We start from the raw sequence: 25,052 nt of genomic DNA on the forward strand, positions 1-25,052 counted from the left end.
AAACTAACTTATTTAGCTTTAGGGGTAGGCAATAATCGATGAAGATACTGTTAGTAGAAGACGAACCTGATTTACTGCAGGCGGTGTGTCGCTATCTGGAAGGGGAGGGCTATGCGGTTACTACGGCCGATACGTATCCGGAGGCCGCCCAGAAAGCGAATGATTACGACTATGATTGTGTCGTGGTGGATTTGATGTTGCCCGGTGGACACGGGTTCGATCTGGTTCGGGCTTTAAAACATCGCCAGTCAGCCGCCGGGATTATTGTAGTTACTGCGAAGGATACACTGGCCGATAAACTTACTGGACTTGAGATCGGAGCGGACGATTATTTGACCAAACCCTTTCATCTCCCGGAGCTAAACGCTCGAATCCGATCAGTACTCCGTCGGCGCTTGTTTGGCGGCCATGAGCAGTTGAAGGCCGGGGAACTGACCCTCTGGCTAAATCAGCAACGTGTACAGGTTCGGGATACGGATACCAAGCTGACCAGTAAAGAGTATGAATTACTCCTGTTTCTGGTCACCAATGCTGACCGGCTCTTAGCCAAATCGGCCATTGCCGAGCATGTCTGGGGTGATGCGATGGATGCCGCTGACTCACACGAGTTTCTCTATACGCACGTCAAAAATCTTCGCCGGAAGCTCATTGCTGCGGGCTGCCCTGATTATATTCAGACCCGTTACGGAGCGGGTTACATCTTTTCTGCTCGTACGCCATGAGTCTTTTCGGTCAAACGGCCCGTTACTTGTTGCTGTCGGCATTTCTCATTGCCCTGGTGGGGTCTGTTGGGTTTTATACGCTCATTCACCGAAAAATCCGGCATGAAGTAGATGAAATTCTGGTCAGTCAGGTTGACCAGGCCCAAAAGCACCTTCAGCACCATCCGCTTGCCGGACTTACCGATGGAGACGATAATCCGCATATCGAACCCGTCAGCCAAATGATACGGTCGGAATTTAAGGATCTGAGAATTCAGGATTCATTAAATACGAAGTCGCTTATACTAGTGCGCCAGTTCCAGACAACGATAGTTGCTAACGGTCAGCACTATTTAGTGCGGGTGCAGCTACCCTATCATGAATTCAACGAGTTGGCTCGTGATTTGTCGATCTGGATTATTATTGGCTTTTTAGTGCTTATGGCCTTGTCTGTTCTGCTAGGGCTTGGCCTGTCAAGCCGACTGTGGCGGCCCTTCTATGTCACAATTGATCAGCTTAGCCAGTTTAGGCTAGATCAACCTGCCAGCCTTTCTTTTCCTCAGGCCCATGTACGGGAGTTTGATTTACTGAGTCGGTCGCTAGGCGAATTAACCCGAAAAGTTCGTCAGCAATTTTCACTCCAGAAGCAGTTTACCGAAAATGCGTCACATGAACTGCAAACTCCCTTAGCCGTCGCATCGGCTGAACTGGATTTTTTGCTTCAGTCGAAACACCTGACCGAAGACGACCATACCCATCTCCAACGGGCGACCGATGCCCTGAGTCGGCTGAGCCAGTTAAATCGCTCACTGTTGTTACTGACGCAGGTTGAAAATGACCAGTTTGCCTCCGATGAACTCGTCAATCTGAGTGCCTTGGTTCATCAGTCTATGCTTGATTTTGAGCCATTTTTTGCTCATAAACAACTGGTCGTTACCGTAGCCATCCAGCCGGAGGTACAACTCCGGGTAAACCGCCAGTTGGTGGGGGTACTCCTGACTAATCTCTTGAAAAATACGGCCCGACATTGTCCGGTTGGCGGTCGCGTGGCGCTTTCACTGACAAATGCTCAACTGACGATTTGCAACACGGGTGAGCCGCTTCCGTTTGCCGAAAGCCAGTTATTCAATCGGTTTGTCAAGGACCCGGCTCGCCCTGATTCCATCGGTTTAGGACTGGCCTTAGTCAGGCAGATCTGCGAGCGGTACGGGTTGCCACTAACCTATGCCTACGATCAGGCAAGCAAAACGCATTCATTTCAGATTGGACTCATGAGCGCCAAAGCAGACAACTTCAAATTTGCTTCATAATTGATGCCGAAACTTGCGCGCAAATCTTGTCATTGATGAAACAACGTATTCTTTTTGGCCTGCTCATGTTGGCCGCCGTATCGACCTTCGGCCAAACGAGCCGCCTGATTCGGGTGGAAGATAGTGTCACCCACGAACCCATTATTGGGGCAACCATCCGCACGACTTCTTCGATAAAACCGATCATTGGTGCCGTAACGGATGGGCATGGGGTGGCTTCAATGCCCAGCACACCCGCCAGCGTCACGGCGCTCACGGTCAGTGCCGTTGGCTACGAAACCGAAACGTTTCCGCTGACAGCGGGTGCAGATACACTGGTATTTCAACTGCACAGTCAGGATGAATCGCTCGACGAAGTGACCGTGACCTCGACACGAACCAACTCCCGCATCGAAGACTTACCCATTAAAGTTGAAGTGCTGGGTCAGGAAGATATGGACGAAGAAAGTGCGGTTGTGCCGGGCAACGTCAGTAGTATTCTGGGCGATATTTCCATCATTCACGTCCAGCGCACCTCAGCCGTCAACGGCAACCAGGCCATTCGGATGCAGGGACTTGATCCCAAATACACCCAGATTTTGCGCGACGGCTTACCCCTTTATGAAGGCTTTTCGGGTAACCTGGGTGTATTGCAGATTCCACCCCTGGATTTAAAACAGATTGAAGTAGTAAAAGGCTCGGTATCAACCCTCTACGGGGGAGGAGCTATTGGAGGTATGATCAACATTGTTTCCAGATCGCCGACCTCCGAAACACCTGAATTTACGGCGTTGCTCAACCGCTCGAATCTGAAAGAAACCAACCTGAATGCCTACTATTCGCAGCGTTATGGCAAAACGGGTTTGACGCTCTTTACGGGCTATACCTACCAAAAAGCGGTAGATGTGACGGGCGACGGCTTTACGGATAGTCCCGGCATCAAGCAGTTTAATTTTCACCCCAAGTTTTTCTGGAATCCAACGGATCATACCAAACTGGATATTGGTTATGCATTTACCACCGAAAACCGTACCGGAGGGTATTTGCCCGCTCTGGAAGGGGCAGAACCGAACTCCTATAAAAACGTCACCGACCTGCAGCGCCATACTGTCGATTTCAACGCCAGTCACAATACATCGGAAACCAACGCCATAACGGTGAAAGGCGCTGTCAGCACCTTCCACCGGCAGAACACGGATTATCAGAAGCTGTCCGACGGTCGGCAGTCGTCGGTGTATCTGGAAGCCAACGATCTAGCCCGCTTTGGTAAACACCAGCTTATTGTGGGCGCCAACCTGACAGTGGAAGCGTTCCGCAAGAATCCGGATAGCACCCGCCTTGTAGATTACACCTACAACACGGTTGGGGGCTTTGTGCAGGATGACTGGCAGGTGGGCGAAAAAGTAGCGATTCAAGCGGGTTTACGGTTAGATCACCACAATATATTCGGGAGTTTTCTATTGCCGCGCCTGTCGGTAAAACTCAAACCATCCGACCCCTGGACGGTACGGCTGAGTGTGGGAACGGGTTATAAAACGCCAAACCTGTTTGTCAACCAAACGCCCGGCGCGCTGAATGTTAGTTTAATTTTCCCGCGCTTGCTGCCGATCGATGTGGCTACTGTAAAGGCTGAACGGTCGGTGGGTACCAACATCGACATTGCGTATTCGAAAAGCTTCGAGAGTGGTTTTTCGGTGCAGGTCGATCAGGCGCTTTATTATACTTACGTCAATTCGCCGGTGGTGTCGGCTTTTGCCAGTTTGTCGAGCAACCTGGGGGCATACACCCAGCTGATCAACGCGCCTTATAACCTGTACAGTCTTGGGACGGACACCTACGTCCGACTCGAATACAAAGCCTACGAATTATATTTTGGCTACAACCACACGCTCGCGCGACGGGATGGGCCGACCGATAATACGTACCTGCCGCTGGCACCCCAGGACAAATTTTCCACGACGATTGCCTGGGAAAATGATCACTTCCGGTTTGGCATTGAGAGTAGCTATGTGGGAAGTCAGTATCTCTACAACAATCAGAAAGTGGCGAATTATTGGTTCTTTGCCGCAGCGGCCGAATACCATTATAACGAGCACTGGCGGCTGGTGCTCAACGGCGAAAATATCTTCAATGTAAAACAGGCCAATTACGAAACCATTGTGCTTGGGGCCAATCCGACCGTACAGCCCACGTTTCGGCCGATCTGGGCACCGCTGGAAGGGCGGATTGTTAATCTGGCCCTGAAGTTTACATTATAGACGATCACATCCCTACTCGAAAATCACCGCTTCAGGCGCTTTTCGAGTAGGGATGTTAGGCGAATTTCAAGTGAAAACGCCAATAGGGCACACCCAACTAAAAACATACTGGATAAAAACGTGAACCCTCTGATTAATGATCTGGGTGTTAGGCTAAATTCGTTCTGTGCCTTGTGTGTTGCTTTCGGTCAGCACCGGGTGGCCAGCCATCGAACCGTCGTTGGGAACCGGGCACAAAATCGCCTAAAACGGTAGTGAATTCCGGCCAATGAGCCATTAAAGCTTTTTAATATAATAAATAAAAGGATAAGTTGTATGGATTTCAGAACGGCTTCAATTCGGAAAAAACTTCAGAATTGCTTCAAGTTTGGCCAGGACTTTTGCTGGCATTATGAAATCAACATTTCGCATCAGTTTCCTCTTATCGCTACTTGTCTGGGCTACGCCAATGCTTGCCCAACAGGCTCTACTTACTTCGACTAATCATCTGACGGGAAAAGTACTGGATGCAGCGACCAATCAAGCGCTCCCCTTCGCGTCTGTAGCGATCTTTAAGCAGGTGAACGGAAAAGATAGCCTGATAACGGGTAATCAAACCGACGAACAAGGGGCATTTAGTATTGCCAACGTTCCGATGGGGTCACTGATTGCGCGGATTACGTTTGTGGGGTATCAGAATTTCGAACAAACGATTCGTGTTAACCAGGCACAAACTGACATCGGTATCCTGGCCTTGAAACCTGACGCCAGTACACTAAAAGAGGTAAAGGTGACAGGTGAGAAAAGTGCCATCGATTTGACGATGGAGAAGCGAACCTTCAACGTTTCCAAGAACCTCACGACCATTGGCGGTACCGCCGAAAATATACTCAAAAACGTACCTTCCATTACCCTCGACGAAAGTGGTAACCCTAGTCTGCGCAACATGGCCACCACGATTTATGTCAATGGTAAACCGACGCAGTTGACTTTGTCACAGATTCCTGCCAATCAGATTGAATCCGTTGAAGTCATTTCCAATCCGTCGGCCCGCTACGATGCGTCGACTACGGGCGGTATCGTGAATCTGGTGCTGAAGAAAAATCGGCAACCGGGCTACAATGGCATAATCAGCGCGGGAATCGGCAATAATTCGCGTTTCGATGGTACGCTGAATCTGGACTGGCGCCGGGGTAAGTGGAATCTGACGAGCTTTTATTCAATCAACGCAACCAAAAATCCGACGACAGGTTATGTCTTCCGGACGAATCGTCGTAGTGATGGTAGCCCGGCTAATTATTTTAATCAGAACACCAACATCAGCCTCGACAATACATTCCAAAGCGGGCGGATTGCAGCCGATTATGCACTGAACAACCGGAATACCCTATCTCTGGCGGCAACCCTGGTAGGAGGGGCCTTCAATACGGTTAGCACCCAACCCTATGATTATCGCGATCTGAGTCAGACGGTTACCAGCTCGGGAAATCGGACTACGATACCACACAATTCGTTCACCAACCTTGGTGTAGAGTTTGACTGGAAGCATCAATTTGCCCGCAAAGGCCAGGAATTGAGCCTGGTTACCTCGTATAGCCGCAATCACTTATCAAATGCCGCGGACTGGTTAACCACTTCGTTAAACGCAGATGGCTCGGCGCAGGCAGGTTTTCCCGAAACCGATAAAATTACGGGTCGAACCAACGGGAATCAGGTGATTGCCCAATTTGATTATACGCATCCGCTGGGCGATTCGGCAAAACTCGAAATGGGGGTACGCAGTTACACCTATATCCGCGATCAGCAGTATTTCTTTAACAAACTGGCCAACGATACCCAGCGCTTTCAGTTAATACCCAGCTATTCGCAGGATGCCCGGATTACCGAAGCGACGAATGCCATCTACGTGCTCTATACCCGTCAGTTTCGACGCAACATCAGTTTACAGGCAGGTTTGCGGTTGGAACAATCGAGTTTGCATGGTACGTCCCGGCTCGATACGACGACCTTTGGCTACAATTACCCATCCAAAACAGGCCAGAACTGGTTTCAGTCCTTCTTCCCCTCGTTCGCCCTCTCTAAAAAGCTGAGCGAAACGGGTGAAATTGGCCTGAGCCTGAGCCGTAAGATAGCCCGGCCTAATTTTCGACACCTGTTCATTGGCATTCAGGCCAACGACCGCCAGAACATCACCATCGGTAATCCGGCAGTGCGACCTGAATTTGTCAATACTGCCGAGGTTAATTTTAATAAGACATGGGGGGGCTTGAACTGGTTAGCTTCGGGGTATTATATCTACGAAGATCACACGATCAAGCCATTCACCCAACCCTTAGCCACCGATTCATCGGTACTGGTCACCACGTTCATTAACGTTAAAGCCGACATTCGCTATGGCTTTGATAATACGTTGAAATTCAACATTGGGCCAAATCTGAGCGCAGTGGCTAACCTGAACGTGTTCAACGTGATTCTGCAATCGGTCGATGTGCGAAACCAACTTGTGTCCTATAACGCCAAACTGAATCTGACCTACCGGTTACCGGCTAACATCTCAGCGCAGTTGACGGGTACTAACGACGGGAAATCCCCATCGTTGCAGGGTTATCGGGATGCCGTCCGAGGTGTCGATTTTGCAGTCCGGAAAGGCTTCTGGCAAAATCGGGCTAGTCTGACCTTTTCCATCAACGATATGTTCAATTCACGTCGCTTTATCAGCATCTATGATCAGCCGAGTGCCTACCAGGTATCGATGAATCGGCGGGAAGTACGGTTTTATAAATTGTCCATACAACTGCCACTAGGTAGCGATACATCAAAACGTAATCAACGTAAAATGGAACGTCCAGACGTGGACTTCAGCAACTAGCCAATCTCGCCAAATTGAAGCCATAACCGCTAGGTTCCTTACATGAACAGCCTAGCGGTTATGGCTTTTGTTATTGAGCTTTTTTTAACTACCCACTCAAAAACGCACATTACCCGTCAGAACGGCAAACGGCTCAATGGCAGAGTGAAAATCCACTACTCTTGCCCATATAAACTATATAAGGTGTAATTTTATCTTATATATTTTATATGAACGTGCAGTTCAGGTATCAATTAATCTTACTTTTTGTGGCATTCCATTGCCCAGGTTTTACGTATGCCCAATCATCTAAAGTAGACAGTTTAAAAAAACTAGTACCGTCGTTAAGTGCTACCGATCGCATTGATGGGCTAAATGCATTGAGTGAAGCTTTCTGGGGCATGCGAATTCTCGACTCTGCCCAGTTTTTCGCCATGAAGGCTGTCGATGAGTCGACAAAAATTAAGTATGGATTGGGCTTAGGTAACGCCCTGGCTAACCTGGCGACTGTCGATTATGAAATAGGGAATTTTGTCGAGATGGAAAAAAGGAGCCTGATTTCTATTTCCATTTTTACGAAACTCCACGTCGAAAAACGATTGGCAAACGGATATGCTTTACTGGGACAGGCGATTTGGGCACAAAGTAAATTTGATCAGGCAATCGAAGCGTTCGATCAGGCCGCTCACTATTATAGTCGATTTAAAGACTCAACGGCTTTGGGCAGGACTTATGGCCGAATGGCCTTACTGGAAGAAGAAAGAGGGAACTACGAACGATCGTTTCAATATTGCCTGAAGGCGCTGAAATTCAATAAAAACGAGGCATTTTTTTCGTTGGGGCAGTTGTATGCTGATGTTGGCGATTATGAAACGGCCCGGGAATATTACGGCAAAATCAGCCAACGACTTAAAGTAGGAACCTACCTTAAAATTGGTGAAACCTATTACTTACAGACTAACTATGATTCTGCCCAATATTATTACCAGCTTTATATAAGAGAGAGTAGAGACGTGTCAAAAAAGACATTGACGAAGGCTTACGCACTCCTCGGCGGCTTATACCTGAAATTGGAAAAATACGATACCGCTCTATTTTATCTAAACATTGCGCTTACCGATTTTGAAAAAGACAATAACCGCAACTGGATCATGCGCGTCTTGTTGGAGTTAGGAAAAGCCTATAAGGAATCGGGTGAGGTTAGTAAAGCAATAAAAACTACGAATGAACTTTTGACTACCGCTGAGGAGTCCGGAGCCAGGCAATACATTCGGGATGCACATTATTTGCTATTTCAGTTATTTGATCGTTTAGAACAGAAAAACAGTGCTTATCTGCATCTTAAACAATACACAGCTCTTAACAATGAAATTGGGATTGATATATCGGCCCGCAAACTTTCCTTTTACAAAACCTCCCATGAACGGGAGCAGGCACAGCTCAAAATTGCTTTGTTAAGCCAGCAAAGACAACTGCAACAGGAAGAATTGAAACAGGCCTCTCAGCAAAGAGAGTTTCTATATATGGGGATATTGGCGATAGCCCTTCTTGCCTTCGTTTTGGTGCGCAATGTCCTGTTGAAAAAACGGGAGGAAAAGCACCTCCGTGAACTGGCCGAAACGGAACTCCGAATTCAAAAGCTCGAAACAAAAAAGCAATTGGGAGACCTGGAAATGCAGGTGCTTCGGACGCAGATGAATCCGCATTTTCTGTTCAATTCGCTGAATTCAATCAACCGGTTTATCTTACAAAATAACAAGTCACAGGCTTCGCTATACCTGACTAAGTTTTCACGCCTTGTGCGTATGATCCTGCAAAATTCACAAAACAAACTGATCACCTTAGAGCAGGAACTCGACTCTCTGAAACTGTATCTGAGTCTGGAAGCCCTTCGTTTTGATGACCATTTTATGTTTGCCATTACAGTACAGGATGATCTTGATGTTTCGGCCCTAAAAGTGCCTCCTCTGATTATCCAGCCCTATGTTGAAAATGCAGTCTGGCATGGATTAATGCATAAGGAAGAAAAAGGCCAACTGGATATTGATGTACTGAGTGAAAAAGGGTTTCTCTATATCAAAATCATGGATAATGGCATAGGTCGTCAAAAAGCAACCATGCTACAGGAAAAGGCAGATACAACCCATAAATCAATGGGAATTGGCATTACCTCGCAACGAATTGCAATGCTGGAGGAGCCAAGTTCAAAGGGATCTGTGGCGATCAATGATCTTGTTGAAATAAATGGTACACCCTGCGGTACAGAGGTTATCCTTAAATTACCAATTATGTATGATTAAAGCCATCCTGATCGACGATGAAGCCCATTGCCTGGATACCCTTAGTATCCTGTTAGGGGAGTACTGTCCAGACGTTACAATCGTACAGACCTGCCGCTCGGCTAAAACGGCGATTGAGGCCATTGAACAAACCAAACCCGATGTAATTTTTCTGGATATTCAAATGCCGGGAACAAATGGGTTTCAACTGCTGGAACAATTGGGCCAGGTTTCATTTGCGGTTATTTTTACAACCAGCTATGATCAGTATGCTATTAAGGCGATCCATCTCAGTGCGCTCGACTACCTGCTAAAACCAATTGACCCTACTGAATTGATGGTGGCCGTTGACAAGGTTAAAAAGCAAAAAAAATTACCATCTTCAGAACATTTTGAGCAGCTTTTTGACCGTCTGCAAAATAAGATCAGCGGCTTCCGAAATATTGCCATTCCTACAGTAGAAGGATTTGAACTTATCCCGGTTGACCAACTAATTTTCTGTGAAGCCGACGATAATTACACCTACCTGTTACTGAAGGATAAACGGAAGGTTATTGCCTCACGAACCCTAAAAGCAATAGAAGAGCAACTGCGGGAGTTTTCCTATTTTGTCCGTGTTCACCATTCCTATATTGTCAATATTAACGAGGTGACCAAATATGTTCGGGGTGAAGGGGGCTATTTGATCATGAGTGATAGTTCGGTCGTTAACGTATCCCGTAGCCGGAAGGAAGCCTTGCTTAAATTGTTTTGAGGGCTCGTCAGGTATACGCTCATTTAGGCTAGTGCTCGGCCACTTTAGACCTATACGGTTTTTGAAACCGCATCGGCGGCCCGGCGCAACGGCGGCCCGGCTTATAGGTTTGTAATCGAATACTACCCAGTTCAGGGTTGTTGAATACGAATCAAATTCGGGAAGCCTTTTCCTCATCAAAATCTAGATTAACTCCATTGGTTGGGATGGCAACTTCCCTGAAAAATATAATAGAGATAGAAATTTTATATAAAATCTCCCCATATCCATACAAGTACTTATCAAACCCGTCAACTACTCATTGCCCCTTTACGAATTCGGTCAGGCAGGATAGCTTTGACTACATCAACCAAATCCATTGGCCATCAACCAAAAATCGGTTATGAATTGATGAATTCCGATCACTGTAGCCTTGGGCGGGCTTGCATTGATTCTGTTGACTTGGTTGTTTTTGAATACAGTAAGGTTCCTGCTTGGGCACTAGTAGAATCACGGGGAAGGATGAAAAGAGCCATGTGCCTGGGACGGACATCCCAGGTTACCAGAACGTGTTTACTCATCCTTTAAATCAGTTTATTTTATTTAGTTAAATGGCCATGAAACGCACTAAAGAATTAATAACCAATACGAAAGCAATAGATAGAGTAGCGACTTTATCACTCTTTTTGATCGTACTTAAGATAGGTACTTTGAACGCCCAGCAATTACCGTCTTACGTCTATGCGTACGGGGATGCCACTCCCACTTATGTAGACGCGACCTCATCGCAGGTGCCCCAGGATCCTGACCTACATGCACTGGACGCCACGTTTGTCGATGTTGATAAGGATGGTGACCTGGACGTAGTCATAGCCGTTGAGATGGGCGCGAACCGTCTTTACCTGAATGATGGTAAGGGAAAGCTCTCCTGGAAAAAAGAGGCCTTCGGTAATGCTCGCCATGATAGCGAACATGTATTGAGTGCTGATTTCAATAAGGATGGTTATCCCGACATTGTTTTTGTGGCGGAAGATGATCATGCCCATCAACTTTTTTTAGGTGGTCCTGGTGGTGTATTTACAGAGGCCACCGACAGACTTCCGGCTAAAAGCGAAGGCAATGCGCTTGCCATTGGCGATGTCAACCAGGATGGATTTCCAGACATTCTGGTTGGTAATTCGGGAGAAGAAAAACCGGGTAAAAAAGAACGCGCATCCGGACAGGATTTCCTCTGGCTGAATGATGCCAAACACCCCGGCTATTTTATCGATGCTACAAGTACGCATCTGCCTAAAGATAATGACGATACACAGGATATTAAATTGGCCGATTTGGATGGGGATGGCGATCTGGATATGGTCATTGCAAACGAAACACCCCCAAGTCGCTTACTCGTGAACGATGGTCAGGGGCATTTTTCAGATGCCTCCGATAGGCTGGAGTTGCTCGTACCCATGGAAACCAGGCAGGTGCAGATATTTGATGCAAATGGGGATAATAAACCTGATCTGCTATTTTTTAACCTCACCAGTAATAATCACGGTTGGGATAAAGACCCACAGGTACGTTTGCTTATCAATGACGGCAATGGACGCTTTAAAGACCAGACCAAAAACCATCTGCCCGAAAATCAATTTTCCAGTTGGGGCGGCATAATTGTCGATTTTAATCGGGATGGTCGCCCAGATATTCTGGTTGGGGCAATCCAGGTACCTGGTTTTGTACCCTTACAGGTTCGCGCCTGGCAAAATGAGGGCAATGCAAACTTTAAAGATGTCACAACACAAATTGTCCCCGGATTGACAGTCGGACGTCACTGGGGAATGGCTCTGGGGGATTTAAATGGAGATGGTAAAGACGATATCTTTATCGGTGCGTGGGGTACACAAGCCCGTCTGTTATTTAGCCGTGTCAAAGGAAATACGGATTCAAAGTAAAGGTGAATAACCAAAATAGGTTCAAGAAAGGGTATTTATCTATTTGTCGTTCAAGGTTCATAAGCGTTAGTTGATACGAAAAAGGATAGTCATGGCATCGAAGTAACCAGAACAATATCATGCTTCGGTATGGTATTGTTCTGGTACTCATACTCCAACCAATATAGAGGTAGGTATGTGCTTTCCGGAAGTACACCGTATAAGACGAGGATGTTATGTTTGGTGATACTAAATATATATTACTGATAATCAGTAATTTGTCAAGAAGTGAAAAAAAAATTATAAAAAATATTGATTTTTGGAGGGGACACTTTCCGATTTTTTCACACTACTATATAAAAGCGAAATTGTTAAGTTTTTTCCCTAATAAGTCCAGTGACTGCTTATCTACACTATACACCGGAAGAATTCATTCAGGACGATCATTTTCGTCGTTGGGTGCTTATGCCTGACGAGGACACTGGGCAATTTTGGCGAAACTTCCTCACAGTTTATCCAGATAAAAAACCAGATGTCACCCGGGCTCGCGCCCTACTACTGGCCATGGAGTCGCTGGGCAATGATCCGAGCCTGGAACAGGGGCAGCGGATGAAGCAAACTATTTTTGACCACATAGAAATACAGGAGAATACAACTCAATCAGTATTTACCGTCGTTTACACCAATTTTTCGAGGTATTGGGTATCCATTGCCGCAACAATAGCGCTGGTAGGTATGGTTTGGTGGTATTTATCGACCCATAATTCGACGTATTTGCCACCAACTTATGACAGGCAAGTCGCTCAGGTACATGAACCGCTCATTGAGCAGACCAACCAAACCAAGAATACGCAACGCGTACAATTGCCGGATGGGAGTACTGTTCTGTTAAGTCCTAATGCTAAACTGAGTTATGAAAAGGTCTTTACCGGCACTCAACGGAAGGTTTACTTATCGGGACAGGGTTATTTTGAGGTGGTGAAAGACGATTCGAAGCCCTTTTTAGTCTTTGCCAATAATGTAGTTACCCAGGTAGTTGGCACTCGTTTTACCGTCAATAGCGCACAGAGCGCAATCGGCATAAGCGTCATTGTCAAGTCGGGGAAAGTAAAAGTATTCACCCTTGAGCAGTACCAAAAGCCAGAAACCCAAAAAACAGCGGAAACAATCGTGCTCACCGCCAATCAGCAAGCGACCTATGATCCAGCGCAGGCATTGCTAACAAAGAGCATCGTTGCCAGGCCGGAAATCTTACAAAAACCCGAAAAATTCCCTGGTTTCAATTTTAAAAGTGCTTCAATCAATGATGTATTTACCACGCTGGAACGGTCGTATGGCGTCACGATCCTGTATAACCAGCAGTCTGTTGAAAAATGCAATCTGACCGCTCAACTTGGTGATGAACCCTTATTTAAAAAATTAGATATAATCTGCCGGACGATCGATGCCACCTATGAAGTATGGGGAACAAAAATTGTCGTGACCGGAAAAGGCTGTTCACCCGATTAATTCCTACTAACCGTTAACCCCTCTCTGCCTATGAGAAACCAGTAGCCAGCTCCCGTATAAATAAAAATACCGGTAATGTGTCCGCATTACCGGCAATTCCCCCTCGTGTTATCCGCTAACAAACCTGTTTCCAGCAGGTCGGGGATTGTTTTGCCCAGTATGTCCAATACATGAACCAAAACGGAGTAAATCTATGCAATTATTCTTTAATTCCTTCCCCTTATTGACCAAAGTTATGAAGGTCACAGGCACCCATATCTTGCTGATTTTGATCTTTACCAACTTCAGCGTCGCTCGCCCCAGCTTTGCTCAGGAACTGTTGAACCGCCCGGTTTCGATGAATATCAAAAACAAGGAGCTCGGTTCAGTACTTGATCATATATCCAAAGAAGCCAAAATCCGATTTACCTATGTCCCCAAGCTCATTGATATGGACCAGCGAATCTCACTGGTGGCGACTAAGGAAAAGCTGTCTACGGTTTTGGATCGTCTCCTCAAGCCGCTTAATATCAATTACGAGATTGAAGGAGAATTTATCGTGCTTAAACGAGAGCCGGGGCATAGTAGCCGAACGAACGAAACGAATGAAGCCGGTTTGTTGAAAGCCGTAGCCCTGGCCGATATTGCCTTAACCGGTACCGTTGCCGATGAAAAGGGTGAACTTTTGCCAGGGGTCAGTGTCGTCCTGAAGGGTACGCAGCGAGGAACGACCACAAACGCAGAGGGGGCCTTTTCGTTTAATGTGCCCGATAATAAAGGCGTTCTGGTATTCAGCTTTGTGGGCTATATAGCGCAGGAAGTTGAAATTGGCAATAAAACCGCCTTCACCGTCCGCCTGGCAGCCGAGAGTAAATCATTAAACGAAGTTGTGGTTGTCGGCTATGGCGTACAGGAAAAGAAAACGCTGACCGGTGCCGTCTCTGCCGTTAATGAACAACAACTCAGAGCCGTACCTACCGGTGATGCAGCTGCCAGGCTTCAGGGGCGGGTCGCCGGAGTAACAGTGATTACGAGTAGTGATCCGGGAGGTAGTTCTACCGTTCGGGTGCGGGGTATTGGCTCGATCAACAACAATGACCCATTGTATATTGTCGATGGCGTTCCTACCAATTCGGGCCTGACGGGGATCAATCCGAATGATGTCGAGTCGATGACTGTTCTGAAGGATGCCTCGGCCTCAGCCATCTACGGTTCCAGAGCCGCCAATGGGGTTATCGTGGTGACCACCAAGCGTGGTAAGAAGGGAACATTAAAGCTAAGTTTTGACGCTCGGTATGGTACCCAGCGGTCTGCCAATCATCTTGATATGATGAACTCCCAGGAATTGGGTGAACTATTATGGCAGCGGAAGCGAAACGCGGGCTTAACACCCGGTGGCGCTGGCTGGGCGGATGCGCAGTACGGCAATGGGGCAACACCCGTTATTCCCGATTACATTATACCGACAGCAGCATCGGCCAGCCAGGTCAATGAAAGCACCTATTCCTATCCAACGCCTTACAACGGCATTACGAAAGCGAATAAAGAAGGAACCAACTGGTTCAACGAAGTGACTTCCGTTGCACCCATTCAGGAGTACAATTTAGCCGTATCGGGCGGGGGTGAAAAAAGTAATTTTGCCGTTAGCGCCGGGTATTTGAATCAAAAAGGCATTATTGATTATACCGGTTTCAACCGCTATTCCTTACGGGCTAATTCGGATTTTACGGTTACCAAGTGGCTTAAAATTGGCCAGACGATTGGCGCAACACTGTCTGACCGGTTAGGCTTCATTAATACGGGCACCAGTAATGCGGGTTCTCCAGTCGCTTATGCCATTCGCCAGCACCCCTTAATACCTGTTTATGACATCCGGGGAAACTTTGCAGGCACGAAAGCAGCCGGTACGGGGAATGGACAGAATCCCGTTGCGAATCTGTACCGGGCTAAAGACAACCTCAGTCGGCAGATGCGTATTATGGGTAGTGTGTATGCGCAAATCGACTTTACCCCCAATTTGTGGTTCAAAAGTTTAGTTGGTATTGATTACAACATAACCCGGGCCAAGATTCGAACGCTGGCTGATCCCGAATGGACACAAACTACCAACAATAATGTCCTGACCGAGTCGCAGCGGGACATTTTCCAGTATAACTGGACGAACACGTTAAACTTTAACAAGACATTTCAGAGTGCACACACAGTCAATGTATTAGCCGGGGTTGAGGCCATTCGAAATAACGATCAAATCTTTACCGCCACCCGGTCTACCTACCCCTTCACTGATCTGGACTATATGGTACTGGATGCAGGGCAGAAGGACGTATCGAATACGGGTACCTTCGATGAGTGGGCGCTTTTCTCCTATTTTGTCCGGCTTAACTACGACTATAAAGGGAAATACCTGTTTGAAGCGACCACCCGGCGGGATGCCTCCTCCCGATTTGCAGCCGCTAACCGAGGGGGAACCTTCCCGGCTTTTTCTGTTGGCTGGCGTCTTGTCGAAGAGCCATTTCTAAAAGGAGTGACCTGGCTTAGTGACTTGAAAATCCGGGCGGGTTGGGGCCAGAATGGGAATGATAATGTAGGAAATTACAATGCGTATACGACCTACCGTGCGGCCGGAGCTGAGTCGTACTATAATATTTCAGGAACCAGCAGCACCAAATCCGACGCCGGTCTTCATATCTACTCGCTGGGTAATCCAGCCGGGCAGTGGGAATCGTCTACGACCACAAATCTGGGATTAGACGTTGTGCTCTTTAATAATAAGTTTGAAGCGAACCTGGATATCTACAACCGTCGGACTACGAATATGCTCTACCCCGACTCCCGGCCCGATACCTGGGGAGCCGTTGTGCTGCCATCCATTAACGTCGGTGAAATGCGCAACAACGGGGTTGATCTGATCTTGAGTTATCGGAACCGCATTGGTAAAGATCTGAATTTCAATATCGGGGCCAATTTATCCCACTATAAAAACACGGTGGTTCGGCTGAATGGCAATCCGAACGAAATTCGGTACGGAAATACGTTGCAGAATGACGTTTATACGGCTACTACTGCTGGACAACCGATCTCCTCTTTTTATGGCTATATCGTCGATGGCATCTTCAATACACAGGAAGAAGTCAGTGCTGCTCCCAAGTACAATCCAGATATTAATGGCCGGGATACCTACAGCCGACCAGGGGTATTCAAATTCAGAGATGTGAATGGCGACGGAAAAGTTACCACAGCCGACCGGACCTTTATTGGGTCTCCCCATCCCACGCTTTCCTACGGGTTGAACCTGAGCGTCAATTACAAGAACTGGGATATGACAATGTTTTTCCAGGGGATAACCGGCAACCAGGTGGTAAATTATTTCAATCGTGAACTACTCTTTACCCGGAACGAAGGCAACTATTTGAAGAGCCGTTTGTACGAGTCCTGGACCCCGGAGCGCTTTGCCAATGGCGATAAAATTACGCTGCCCATCACGCTTACCGATGATGGAAACATGCAAAAACCGTCTACATTCTTTGTCGAAAGTGGTGCCTATCTGCGCATGAAGGATTTTCAGATTGGCTACGCTCTACCCGCCGAACTGACCAGGAAGCTTCACGTTGACCGATTGAGAGTTTACTTCCAATCGACCAATTTATTTACCGTTACCAAGTATTCAGGACTGAATCCCGAGGTTACCGAACCCAACGATGGCAATAAAGGCGTTGATACGACTGTTTATCCCACTCCCCAGATTTTCATGATGGGCCTGAACCTGAATTTCTAATTCCCTAAACCGAACAGACATGAAAAACAAGCTATATTTTACCCTGACGATCCTATCGGTCCTGCTGCTTTCCTGCACGGGGGAATTTTTAGAGATCAAACCAAAAGGACAAACGTTTTTTGATGCTCTACCCAACAAACAGGGCATCAATCTCCTGCTCACGGGTGCATATGCGGATATCGACGGCGTAAACGGGACCGTTGGTGATGGCTGGGCCAGTGGGGTTACCAACTGGGTCTTTGGGGGCGTATCCTCCGACGATGCCTATAAAGGGTCGAACGCGGGCGATCAAAATGCCATCAATGCTGTCGAAGGCTTTTTTGCTGATGCTCAGAATCTGTACGTAGCACAGCACTGGACGCCCCTCTATGACGGAGTCGTTCGAACCAATGACGTGCTGAAAGCGCTCAAACTGGCGACCGACATGACGGATGCTGAAAAAAAGCTGATTGAAGGTCAGGCACGGTTTCTACGAGCCCACTATTACATGGAACTGACCAAAGTCCATGGTAAAGTCCCGTATATCGATGAAACTACCACGAATCCAACGATTGTGCCAAACGACCATATCCTTTGGCCGGAAATGGAGGCTGACTTGAAGATGGCGGCTGATGCATTGCCGTCCCGCTGGTCCGATAAGGGACGGGCGACCAAATGGGCCGCTAAAACCTACTTAGCACGGGTCTATATGTTCCAGAAAAAATTCCAGCTGGCCAAAGACCTGCTCCAGGACGTATACACTAATGGTGGGTTTAGCTTAATGCCTAGCTATGAGCAGAATTACATGATCAAAACCATCAATAATGCGGAGTCAATTTTTGAGATTCAATACGCTGTCAATGATGGTTTTCCGAATTCGCCAAACGCGGGGCTCAGCGAATCCATATGCGGTCCACATTTTATTGGCTCCAGCGGCTTTTATCTGCCGACCCACAGCCTGGTTAGCGCCTATCGGGTAGGAGCAGATGGACTGCCTTTGCTGGACGATACCTATTCGGACGATGATATATTACCCTATTCAACCACTGGAGCCTCCGTATTATACAAAGGCCCCGTCGATCCTCGCCTGGATCATACGGTCGGTCGGCCTGGTGTGCCCTTTCTGGATTGGGGTATCCACCAGGGAAATTCCTGGATTCGGGACCCAAGTAATGCCGGTCCGTACAACAATAAGAAAAACATGTTTTTAAAATCGGAACAGGGCGCGTTATCGAATACTACCGGGGTGCGGGTATTTCCCAACGCCAATAACTACCGGATGTTCAAACTAAGCAATGTCATTGTTTGGCTGGCCGAATGTGAAGCGGAAGTCGGCTCGCTACAGACAGCCACAACATTGGTTAACCTGATCCGTAACCGGGCTAAAAACTCCAATGTCGTTCGGTTTGCCGATGGTACGCCTGCTGCCAATTATAAAGTTGAACCCTATCCGACAACCTTCCCGGATAAAGCCTATGCGTTAAAGGCAGTTCGCTACGAAAACCGGCTTGAATTCGCCATGGAAGGCATTCGCTTTTTCGAACTGGTGCGCTGGGGAACGGTCGGGCCAGTCATGAACAACTACCTAACCGTAGAGGGAACCCGATTGCCCTACAATAAAGGTAAAGTATTTAATGTAGGCCAACATGAAGTATGGCCCATTCCGCAGCGCCAGATTGACATTTCGGTCAAAGATGGCAAGTCGGTACTGACCCAAAATCCAGGCTATTGATCCTGAAAAGAATACACTTCCAGAGCTACTTGATTCAGTAGCTCTGGCCTTACTCATGCCAAAAAGTAGTCAACCATGAAACGAATTCAACTAGTAAGACGCCGAAATAAGATTTTTGGGATAGCATCCCTATCAATTGCCGCTGGTATTCTTGTCGGTTTAGTGGCTTTCCGGGATAATCGGAATGTAGATAAACCCTATACGGACTGGACGATTTACGGAGGGGGAAGTGAGAACATCAAATACTCGGCCCTTGATCAAATCAACACCAGCAATGTAAAAAATCTGCAGGTGGCCTGGGAGTATGCGTCCGGAGAAGCTTCCGCGACGAATACGACCGATATGAAAACCAATCCCATTATTGTCAATGGGGTCATGTACGGGCTGAATCCGCAACTCAAACTGTTCGCCCTCGATGCGGCTACCGGCAACGTGAAGTGGGTGTATGATCCAGGAAGTATTCCGGAGAAGGGAAAGAATTCAGGACGCGGCCCTTTTGGCCCTTCCACCAAGATTTGTCGGGGTGTAACCTATTACAATGGGGGTAAGAATGACCAACGTATCCTGTATACACCCGGTGGGGGGCATATGCTTTACTGCATTAACGCGCTAACGGGCAAGGTTATCCCAACCTTTGGCACCAATGGGCACATTGATTTGCACGATGAGCTGGATATGGAAAATGCCCATGATCTGCATATTTCCAATACTAGTCCCGGTATTATTTACAAAAACTTAATCATTATGGGTTCGCGGCTGGCCGAATCCGCTGAGGCAGCACCCGGTCATATCCGGGCGTTTGACGTGCATACGGGAAAACGCAAATGGATTTTTCACACGATTCCTCATCCTGGTGAACCGGGCTATGAAACCTGGGAAAGTCCAGGTGCCTATAAGTACGTTGGCGGAGCCAATGCCTGGGGTGGCTTTAGCCTGGATGAAAAACGAGGGCTGGTTTTTGCCGGTACGGGTTCGGCTACACCGGATTTTTATGGAGGTAATCGCAAAGGGAATAACCTGTATGCCAATTCGATTCTGGCACTGGATGCGGCTACCGGCAAACTGAAATGGCATTATCAGACCGTTCACCATGATCTGTGGGACTGGGACCATGCTGCACACCCCATCCTGGTAACGGTTAAAAAGGATAATAAACCGGTCGATGCCGTTGTCCAGATTACCAAGCAGGGGTACATCTTTATGTTCAATCGGGAGACGGGCGAGCCTATCCATCCCATCAACGAGGTGCCGGTACCCAAATCGGATCTGGCCGGTGAATGGACATCGCCAACCCAGCCGGTCCCTACTTTTTTCAAACCGTTTGTCCGTCAGCGGCTTACCGAAGATGATCTTCTAAAAGAAGGGATTCCCGATTCGTCGTATCAGGATATCCTGAAAAAGTTTCGCTCCTATAAAACCGATAACATGTGGAATCCGCCATCACTGCAAGGGACGATTGAAAGTCCGGGCTGGAACGGTGGAGCGGAGTGGGGTGGTCCCACCTTTGATCCAACCTCGGGTATCATGTACATCAATGCCAACGAATCGCCCTGGGTTATGAAAATGCAGGAGGTCAAAAAGGGGGAGATGATCGCGAAACAAACCAATTTCGAAGCGGGCCAGATGCTTTATCAACAGAATTGCAGTGGCTGCCACGGGAAGGACAGAAGGGCGGGAGAAACGAACAAGGCATTATCAGCGAATCCATCGCTGGTAGGCATTGCAGAAAACAGCAATTTGAAACCTGGTCAGAAATACGATGAGACTTCATTTAAAAGCCTCATCAGTTCGGGTCGAAATAATATGCCACCCTTTGGTCACCTGAGCGCCGAGCAGAAAACCGCGCTGGCTTCCTTCATTTTGAATCTGGACAAAATTAAGGATCAGCCCTTTAAAGATTTAAATACAAAGGAAGAACCGGCGCATTTCAGAACGCCCTACAGCTTTGCCGGGGGGCCATATGGGATTGGCAAATTCCTGACCAAGGAAGGGTTTCCAGCCGTTAAGACTCCCTGGGGACATTTGTCGGCCGTCGATCTCAATACCGGTAAAGAGCTCTGGAAACAGCCCCTCGGCGATTACCCTGAAATGAAAGCGAAAGGCATACGCTCTGGAAGTGAAAACTTCGGAGGATCGGTGGTAACGGCGGGTGGATTGGTTTTCATTGCGGCTACCCGCGACGAAAAATTCAGGGCATTCGATAAGAAGACCGGCGAACTACTTTGGGAAGTAAAAATTCCCGCGGCTGGTATTGCGACGCCCGCTATCTACCAGGTGAACGGGAAACAGTTCGTGGTGATTGCCTGCGGTGGCGGTGGTAAACAACGGACTAAGTCGGGGGATAAATACGTGGCGTTCGCCTTACCGACAGCCCAGAAGTAGTAGCCATCCTAAGACCAGCATTTTTTCATGAGAAACATACGAAATCTAGTACTGATCCTGATAACCCTGACTCTGGCGGGGTTACCAGCAACCGCCCAAAAGTCCGAAGGAGATTGGGAAATTCTTTTCAATGGGAAAGATTTCACGGGCTGGAAGCATCTGAACGGCAATCACAAAGTGGAAGTGAAGGATGGAATGATTGTCGGAACGGTGGTTCCTGGTGAGCCAAACGGATTTCTTTGTACCGAAAAAGAATTCGGTGATTTTATTCTGGAGCTGGACGTATCGATCGATACGACGATGAACAACTCCGGTATTCAGTTTCGGAGTTTGAGTACTCTTGATTACCTGAATTATCGTTTACACGGGTATCAGATGGAGGTCGATCCGAAGCCGCAGCGGTGGAGTGGCAGCATTTACGACGAAGCTCGCCGTGGCTGGTTGTACACGACTGAGTTGAATTTGCCTTCCAAAACGGCATTTAAAAACAATGCCTGGAACCACTACCGCATCGAATGCTTCGGTACCAGTAACCGCACCTGGGTGAACGATGTGGCAGTTTCACATTTGATTGATGACGAGACGCTTAAGGGGATGATCGGGTTACAACTACACAGCAATAACCCAAACGATCCGATTCCCCCAGGCAATCACCAGATCCGTTTTAAAAACATCAGAATCAAAACCAGAAACATCAAACCCTCCCCGCCCGATGATATATTTATCGTGAACCTGATCCCGAATGATCTTTCAGAAGCGGAAAAAAGAGCTGGGTATGGTTCACTTTTTGATGGAAAAACGGCGCAGGGACTGACAGGGGCATCGAATTCAAAGTTTCCTGACTCGGATTGGGTTATTGAACAGGGAACATTGACGATTAAAGAGTCGAAACGGAACGAGAAGAAAAGTGTGTTTTTGAAAAATCCGTATGCAGCTTTTGAATTGAAATTTGAATTCAGGCTGGCAGAAGGAGCGGATAGTGGTGTAAAATACCTGTTGTCCAAAGCGGAGGAAAATGCAGAAGGTCTCGAATTTCAAATCCAGGACGATATGCTGCCCGGAAATGTGCCGAGGGGAAAGGATCTCACCGCATTGGGTTCGGTGAAGGGGTTGGCGGAGTCGAAGCAGACGATTTTCTCAAAAAGACGGATCGGGCTGTGGAGCAATGCGATGATCCGTGTTTATCCGGACAATCGCGTCGAGCATTGGATCAATGGATTCAAAATGGCGGACTATAAAGGCAAACCGCATGAAAAGGGTTTTCTCATGTTGGAAAACAATGGTTTATCGGTTTCGTACCGGAGTATTAAAATCAAAGAATTACGCTGATGTATACGTGTAGAGTGCTCGCCATTTTTGTGCTGGTTTTGTGCGGTATTGTTTCAGGTTTTGGACAAAAATCGAACGGTAACACCTTTGAAATCGTCACAGAATCAGATACTTCGTTTTCAATTTACAAAGGCAAAGCAAAGCAACTGATACTGACGCAGGTAGCCAAACCCGACGAGCGTCCGTATATCCATCCCATTATGGCACCCGATGGGCAAAGCCCGGTAACCGAGTTTCGTCCCAACCATCACCTCCACCAGACGGGCCTATTCTGGGGTCTCAAACGAGTGAACGGACGAGATTACTTTATGAAGTGGAAAGGGGATTACTGGAAGCGGGTTTCAACCAAAATAACAGCTCGTCAGGGTAAGCAGGTTTCCTGGCAAACGGTCTATAATCTACTCGATTCAACGGGACAAACGACCCTGGTGGAAACGCAAAACTGGACCCTACAGGAAGTCGGCGGGAAATTTATGCTGGACCTCGAATGGAAAGGTCAGGCCAGGACCGATGTTACGATGGGTAAATTTTACGTAGGCGGTTTGTTCGTGCGGATGCCCTGGACAAAGGAACTTGCTGGTGAGGTGATCAATGCGACAGGTCAGACCAATAAGCAGGCCGAAGCCCAGCGCAGTGAGTGGCTGGATGTGGGCGTGCAGCGAAGAGGTCGCTCGGACTGGGCGCATTTTACGCTGTTTGATCATCCCCAAAACAAAGCGTTTCCAACTCCCTGGCGTGTCGATAACGAATTCGGGGTTGGCCCTTCTCGCCAGATCATCGACGACTGGACCATTCCCAAAGGAGAAACCGAGACGATCCGTTACCGAATCCTGATTTACACAGGCCCGATCAATCAATCACAAATCCAGGAGGTAGCTAAAGCCTATCAGAAAATCGATCCTCATTGATGAAGCCATGGTTATTGGCAGTGCTATAAAAGCGCATGGTAGCCTGATCTCCATGCCTTCACAATTCTCTGGGTTGTATTCCGCAATCGAAAAGCCCGGTCGTTGCCGAAAGCGGTTGTGTCACGTAGCTATTAACCCTTTTTAAATTCTTCTTCACCTTAATCAGCGCCGACTTTTGTCGGCATTAACTCAGTGAGTTTATGAAATTAAATATTGCCATCGTTGGCCTTGGTTTTGGGGCTGAATTCATACCCATTTATCAGCGACATCCAAACGCGACTATGTACGCGATCTGTCAGCGTAATGTCGAAAAACTAAACGCGATCGGGGATGCTTATGGCATTGACAAACGCTACAGCAGTTTCGACGAGCTACTGGATGACCCGGCAGTTGATGCCGTTCATATCAATTCCCCCATCCCAAATCATGCCGAGCAGAGTTTGAAAGCCTTACGGGCAGGCAAACACGTTGCGTGTACAGTTCCTATGGCAACAACAGTCGAGGACTGTATGGAAATCGTCCGGGTTACCAACGAGACGGGTAAAAAATACATGATGATGGAAACGGTAGTATACAGCCGTGAGTTTCTGTTCGTCAAGGAGTTATACGAAAAAGGAGAATTGGGCAAGGTGCAGTTTCTGAAAGCCAGTCACCAGCAGGATATGGACGGCTGGCCCGACTACTGGCCGGGTTTACCGCCCATGCACTATGCTACGCACTGCGTTGGCCCGGTGGCCGGTTTACTTAAACTGGAAGCCGAATACGTATCCTGTTTCGGATCGGGGACAATCCGGGAAGAATTGGCAAAAATCCACAATTCGCCGTTTGCGGTCGAGTCGGCGCATATCAAATTCAAAGACAGCGATTTATCGGCTTATGTGTATCGGTCGCTGTTCGATGTGGCTCGTCAGTACCGGGAAAGCTTTGAGGTATACGGAAGCAAAAAATCAGTTGAATGGCCCTTGATCGAAGATGAAATGCCTGTGATTCATACCGCTAAAAAGCCAGAACCCGAAATTCCTGAATTGGTCGTCGTGCCCGATTATGCGCACTATCTGCCCAAAGAAATTGCCGGATTTACGACAAAAGGAGTTTATGATGCCGATGACCAACAGCATTTGTCGTTTACCCAGGGCGGTGGCCACGGTGGATCACACCCCCATATGGTTCATGAGTTTATATCGGCAATTGTTGAAGACCGCGACCCATTTCCCAATGCAGTTCAATCGGCAAACTGGACGAGTGTCGGTATCGTGGCTCATGAATCTGCATTAAAAGGTGGTCAATTGCTCCCAATACCTGATTTCAGGGCAATTTAACGATTTTCAGCGCGACAGCCGCTTCGATTGCTGACAAAACCCTCGTAATTATAGAGCGATAAAGCCTTTTCCGTGTTTGATTTGTTAGGGGAGATTGGTTGATTTGAAAGGATTATCGAACACAGTTAAACGATTAA

Annotated in this window: 14 protein-coding genes; all 14 read left to right on the forward strand. The window is 47.6% G+C overall.

Annotated elements, in window-relative coordinates:
* Positions 1 to 38 precede the first annotated feature (38 nt).
* The 14 genes from GJR95_RS35950 (at position 39) to GJR95_RS36015 (ending at position 24,915) form a co-directional block, all read left to right on the forward strand.
* Entirely contained in the window at positions 39 to 722 is a 684-nt protein-coding gene (locus GJR95_RS35950) for a response regulator transcription factor (RefSeq protein ID WP_162390450.1), read from the forward strand.
* Positions 719 to 2,011 carry a sensor histidine kinase gene (locus GJR95_RS35955; RefSeq protein WP_162390451.1) on the forward strand — a complete coding sequence of 431 codons (1,293 nt, stop codon included), beginning with the start codon at positions 719 to 721 and terminating at the stop codon, positions 2,009 to 2,011. The genes GJR95_RS35950 and GJR95_RS35955 overlap by 4 nt, the downstream gene beginning before the upstream one ends.
* A gap of 35 nt (positions 2,012 to 2,046) precedes the next feature.
* On the forward strand, positions 2,047 to 4,248 hold the full coding sequence (locus GJR95_RS35960; RefSeq protein WP_162390452.1) for a TonB-dependent receptor: 2,202 nt from the start codon (positions 2,047 to 2,049) through the stop codon (positions 4,246 to 4,248).
* Between the two features lie 391 nt (positions 4,249 to 4,639).
* Positions 4,640 to 7,096 carry an outer membrane beta-barrel family protein gene (locus GJR95_RS35965; protein ID WP_162390453.1) on the forward strand — a complete coding sequence of 819 codons (2,457 nt, stop codon included), beginning with the start codon at positions 4,640 to 4,642 and terminating at the stop codon, positions 7,094 to 7,096.
* Positions 7,097 to 7,344: 248 nt separating this feature from the next.
* Positions 7,345 to 9,375: a tetratricopeptide repeat-containing sensor histidine kinase gene (locus tag GJR95_RS35970; protein ID WP_162390454.1), complete on the forward strand. Its 2,031-nt coding sequence runs from the start codon at positions 7,345 to 7,347 to the stop codon at positions 9,373 to 9,375.
* Positions 9,368 to 10,108: a LytR/AlgR family response regulator transcription factor gene (locus GJR95_RS35975; RefSeq protein ID WP_162390455.1), complete on the forward strand. Its 741-nt coding sequence runs from the start codon at positions 9,368 to 9,370 to the stop codon at positions 10,106 to 10,108. The genes GJR95_RS35970 and GJR95_RS35975 overlap by 8 nt, the downstream gene beginning before the upstream one ends.
* A gap of 596 nt (positions 10,109 to 10,704) precedes the next feature.
* A complete protein-coding gene (locus tag GJR95_RS35980) occupies positions 10,705 to 12,024 on the forward strand; it encodes an FG-GAP repeat domain-containing protein (protein WP_162390456.1) in 1,320 nt (439 codons plus the stop codon).
* Between the two features lie 375 nt (positions 12,025 to 12,399).
* On the forward strand, positions 12,400 to 13,512 hold the full coding sequence (locus GJR95_RS35985; protein ID WP_162390457.1) for a FecR family protein: 1,113 nt from the start codon (positions 12,400 to 12,402) through the stop codon (positions 13,510 to 13,512).
* 193 nt (positions 13,513 to 13,705) lie between these two features.
* The gene (locus GJR95_RS35990) at positions 13,706 to 17,266 is read left to right on the forward strand and encodes a SusC/RagA family TonB-linked outer membrane protein (protein WP_162390458.1); all 3,561 of its coding nucleotides are present in this window, start codon (positions 13,706 to 13,708) and stop codon (positions 17,264 to 17,266) included.
* Between the two features lie 19 nt (positions 17,267 to 17,285).
* Positions 17,286 to 18,977 (forward strand): RagB/SusD family nutrient uptake outer membrane protein, encoded by a 1,692-nt coding sequence (locus GJR95_RS35995; RefSeq protein ID WP_162390459.1) that lies wholly within the window; start codon positions 17,286 to 17,288, stop codon positions 18,975 to 18,977.
* Positions 18,978 to 19,052: 75 nt separating this feature from the next.
* Complete coding sequence (locus GJR95_RS36000) at positions 19,053 to 21,359, forward strand: outer membrane protein assembly factor BamB family protein (RefSeq protein WP_162390460.1); 2,307 nt, start codon at positions 19,053 to 19,055, stop codon at positions 21,357 to 21,359.
* Between the two features lie 27 nt (positions 21,360 to 21,386).
* On the forward strand, positions 21,387 to 22,688 hold the full coding sequence (locus tag GJR95_RS36005) for a 3-keto-disaccharide hydrolase (protein ID WP_162390461.1): 1,302 nt from the start codon (positions 21,387 to 21,389) through the stop codon (positions 22,686 to 22,688).
* The gene (locus GJR95_RS36010; protein ID WP_162390462.1) at positions 22,688 to 23,596 is read left to right on the forward strand and encodes a DUF6807 family protein; all 909 of its coding nucleotides are present in this window, start codon (positions 22,688 to 22,690) and stop codon (positions 23,594 to 23,596) included. Before GJR95_RS36005 ends, GJR95_RS36010 begins: the two co-directional genes overlap by 1 nt.
* Positions 23,597 to 23,796: 200 nt before the next feature.
* Positions 23,797 to 24,915: a Gfo/Idh/MocA family protein gene (locus tag GJR95_RS36015; RefSeq protein WP_162390463.1), complete on the forward strand. Its 1,119-nt coding sequence runs from the start codon at positions 23,797 to 23,799 to the stop codon at positions 24,913 to 24,915.
* The last annotated feature ends 137 nt before the right edge of the window (positions 24,916 to 25,052 follow it).

This window comes from Spirosoma endbachense, from assembly GCF_010233585.1.
Classification (GTDB): Bacteria; Bacteroidota; Bacteroidia; order Cytophagales; family Spirosomataceae; genus Spirosoma; species Spirosoma endbachense.